At 74.8% G+C, this 3243-nt stretch carries 2 protein-coding genes; both read right to left on the bottom strand.

The window, feature by feature from the left end:
• Positions 1 to 69 precede the first annotated feature (69 nt).
• Complete coding sequence (locus H5J30_RS23445; protein ID WP_181789356.1) at positions 70 to 2097, bottom strand: elongation factor G; 2028 nt, start codon at positions 2095 to 2097, stop codon at positions 70 to 72.
• 154 nt (positions 2098 to 2251) lie between these two features.
• Positions 2252 to 3243 (bottom strand): hypothetical protein (locus H5J30_RS23440; RefSeq protein WP_220189270.1); only part of this gene is annotated, 992 nt, incomplete at its 5' end.

The following is a 3243-nucleotide window of genomic DNA, read 5'->3' as shown; positions in this document are numbered from 1 at the left end:
GCGGCCCGCGGGGGGCACGAAGCCGCGGTACGGGTACGGGAGGCCACCACCCCGTACCCGTACCGCCTCTCACACCCGCCGCTGGACGTGCAGCAGGTACTCCTTGCGGTCCAGCGGGTTGTCGTCGGTACGCGGCCGGGCGGGCGCCGGTCCGCGCACGGCCCGGTAGCGGCCGAAGGAGGTCTCCAGCACGCCCTCGCCCCGGGTCAGCCCCGGCAGCCGCCGCTCCAGCCCGTGCACCCGCGCCGCCGGCACCTCGCCCTCCAGCACCGCGGTCCCGCCGCCCGCGTCCTGCCCGTCGACCACCGCCGCAAGCGCCGCGAGCACCGGCCACAGCGCGGGCACCGCGTCCTCCGGCGCCTCCAGCCGGAACCGCTGCACCGGCTCGTGCACCCGCGTACCCGCCCGCTTCAGCGCATCCGCCAGCACCAGCGGCGTGATACCGCGGAAGTCGGCGCCGGTGCTCGACATCGCCTTGCTGAAGCCCTGGTGGGCGTGGCTCTGCCGGGGCCAGTAGCCGGAGTGGGTCATGGTCACCCGCGCGTCGGGGACCTCCCAGCCGGACAGGCCCTGGCGCAGCGTCGCCCGGACCGTGTCCTCGACGGCCTTGAAGAAGGCGTACGGCATCGAGCCCAGCTCCACCCCGAGCGCGAAGACCACGCCCGTGCCGGGCGGCGCCGGCTCCACCCGCAGCCCGACGGTGGCCAGGAACGGGTTGCTGTCCGTGTCGCCCTTCTCGTACGCGGAGCCGCTGCCCGCCAGCCGCTCGACGTGGATGACGGACGACTCGCGGAAGGAGACCGCCAGCCCGTACTCGTCGGCGAGCGTGGCCCCGATGACCTCCTTCTGCACCTCGCCGTAGAGCGAGACGTACAGCTCCCGGCGGATGTCGTCCTGGCGCAGCGCGATCAGCGGGTCCTGCTCGGCGAGCTGGAAAAGCGCCGCGTGCAGCGCGCCCCGGTCGGCCGCCCGGTCCGGCACCACCACCGTCTCCAGCGTCGGCGGCGCGAAGTGGTGCCGCCGCGCCTCCGCCGCCCGGCCCACGGCCGAGCCGGCCGCTGCGCCGACCGCGTCGCCGATGCGCACCCCGGCCAGGCCCCGGACCAGGGCGATGCGGCCGGCTCCGGCCTCCGCGGCGGTGACGGCCGCGCCCTGCTCGAAGACCTCGACGCCGGTGACCTTCTCCGCCGCGGGGGCGCGGTCGCCGTCGCCGTACGCCAGCTCCTGGCGGGTGCGTACCGCACCGGCGAGCATCCGCACGTACGCGACCTTCTCGCCGCCAGGGCCGCGCTCGACCTTGAAGACCGTGCCCGCGGCGGGCGCTTCCGGATCGCCCGCGGGCGCCGGCAGCAGTTCCCTGATGCCCGCGGTCAGCTCGGCGACGCCCGCGCCGGTGGCGGCGGAGCCGAAGTACACCGGGTGCACCAGCGAGGCGGCGGTCTGTTCGGCGAGGCTCGTGCGCAGCCGGCGGTACGTCACCGCCGCCTCGTCGGCGACGTAGTCCGCGAGCAGCGCGTCGTCGTGGCCCGCGAGGACGTCGGCCAGCCGGCCGGTGAAGGCCGCGTGGTCCGGGTGGCCCGGCCCGTACGGGGTGAACGAGGCGGCGCGGGTGCCGAGATGGCCGACGGTGCCCATGGCGACGGCCCCGGGCGCGAGCTTCGCGGCGATGTCGCGCACCAGCGCGTCGTCGCGCGCGCCGCGCCGGTCGGTCTTGTTGACGAAGACCAGGGCGGGGATGCCCAGGCGGCGCAGCGTGCGCATCAGTACGCGCGTCTGCGCCTGCACGCCCTCCACCGCGGAGACCACGAGCACCGCCCCGTCGAGCACGTGCAGCACGCGCTCCACCTCGGCGATGAAGTCCGGGTGGCCGGGTGTGTCGATGAGGTTGACGGTGATGCCGTCGAGCGCGAAGGAGACGACGGCGGACTTGATGGTGATGCCGCGCCGGCGCTCCAGCGCGAGCGAGTCGGTGCGGGTGCTGCCGTCGTCGACGCTCCCGACCTCCTCGATGACTCCGGCGGCGTGCAGCAGCCGCTCGGTCAGGCTGGTCTTACCGGCGTCGACATGGGCCAGGATTCCCAGGTTCAGCGTGTGCACGGAGCGACATGTCCCTTGCGTAGGTGGCGATGGCCTGCTGGGTGGACATGAACGCTGCGCGCATGCGCGTTTCCTCTCTCTGCCGGGGACAGGGGTCTGCCGTGCCCGGCCAGTGGAGCAGCGGCCGGCCGGGCACGGCAACCGAATTACCGCCTCAGCGGCGGTTCAGCCGCTCGATCAGCTCGTGCTGGTACGTCGTCCGGTCCTCCACGTGGGCGTAGCTGCCCACGGCCCACGGCCCGCCGTGCCGGCCGCCCGGCGCCAGGTCGTCGATCTCGTGCCCCTGCGTCTCCCCTTCCGTGATCATGGCGCCCTCGTGCCGGGTCCAGCGGCGGCCGTCGTAGTGCCAGAGGACCGGGGGGCCCTCCCAGCCGTAGGGGTCGCCGGAGACCCAGATCCCGCCGCGGCCGTCGCCGGTGAGGGCCTCGGCGAAGAGCCCTTCGACCGGGCCGGTGACGTCGCGCCAGCGGCGGCCGTCGTAGTGGAGGACCCGCGGCTCGGCGAACCCCCGGCCGTCGGCCGCGGGCACCTGGCCGGTGGCCCACACGCTGCGCTCGGAGACGACGTGGACGTTGGTCAGCCGCAGATCCGGCACGTCGGGCGCCTTGAACTCCCGCCAGCCGCCGCGCTTCCAGCGCATCACGACGGGGCGGCTCTCCTTGCCCGCGTAGGAGAAGCCGCCGACGGCCCATGCGGTGCGGGAGGAGCGGGCGTCGACGTCCATCATGCCGACGCCGCCGGGCAACTGCTGCGTGGTCCAGTCCCCGTCCGCGTAACTGCTGAGGTAACGGTCGCCCGCCAGCCACACCCGGTCCCGCTCGGCGGCGATCTGGGCGGCGCCGTGGGTCGGACCGTCCGGCAGCTCCGGCACCGGCACCTGCTCCCAGGCGCGGCCGTCGTGGTGGACCACGTACTCGTCGTCGTAGTTCCAGCCGTACGCCCACACGTCGCGCGGCGAGGCGGAGTCGACGCTGTACCAGTAGTAGACCGGCGGCAGCGCGGGGTCCGCCACCTTCTGCCAGCGCCGGCCGTCCCACCGCAGCACGACGCCGTCCGGCATGCCCTCGTAGCGGCTGTCGGAGCCGACGGCCCAGGCGTTCCCGCCCGCGGAGGTCACCGAGTTCAGATTGGCCCCGTCCGGCAGGC

This window comes from Streptomyces phytophilus (genome assembly GCF_013870535.1).
Classification (GTDB): Bacteria; Actinomycetota; Actinomycetes; order Streptomycetales; family Streptomycetaceae; genus Streptomyces; species Streptomyces phytophilus.
Note: the sequence above shows the minus strand (reverse complement) of the source record. Positions and strands in the feature narration are given on the sequence as shown.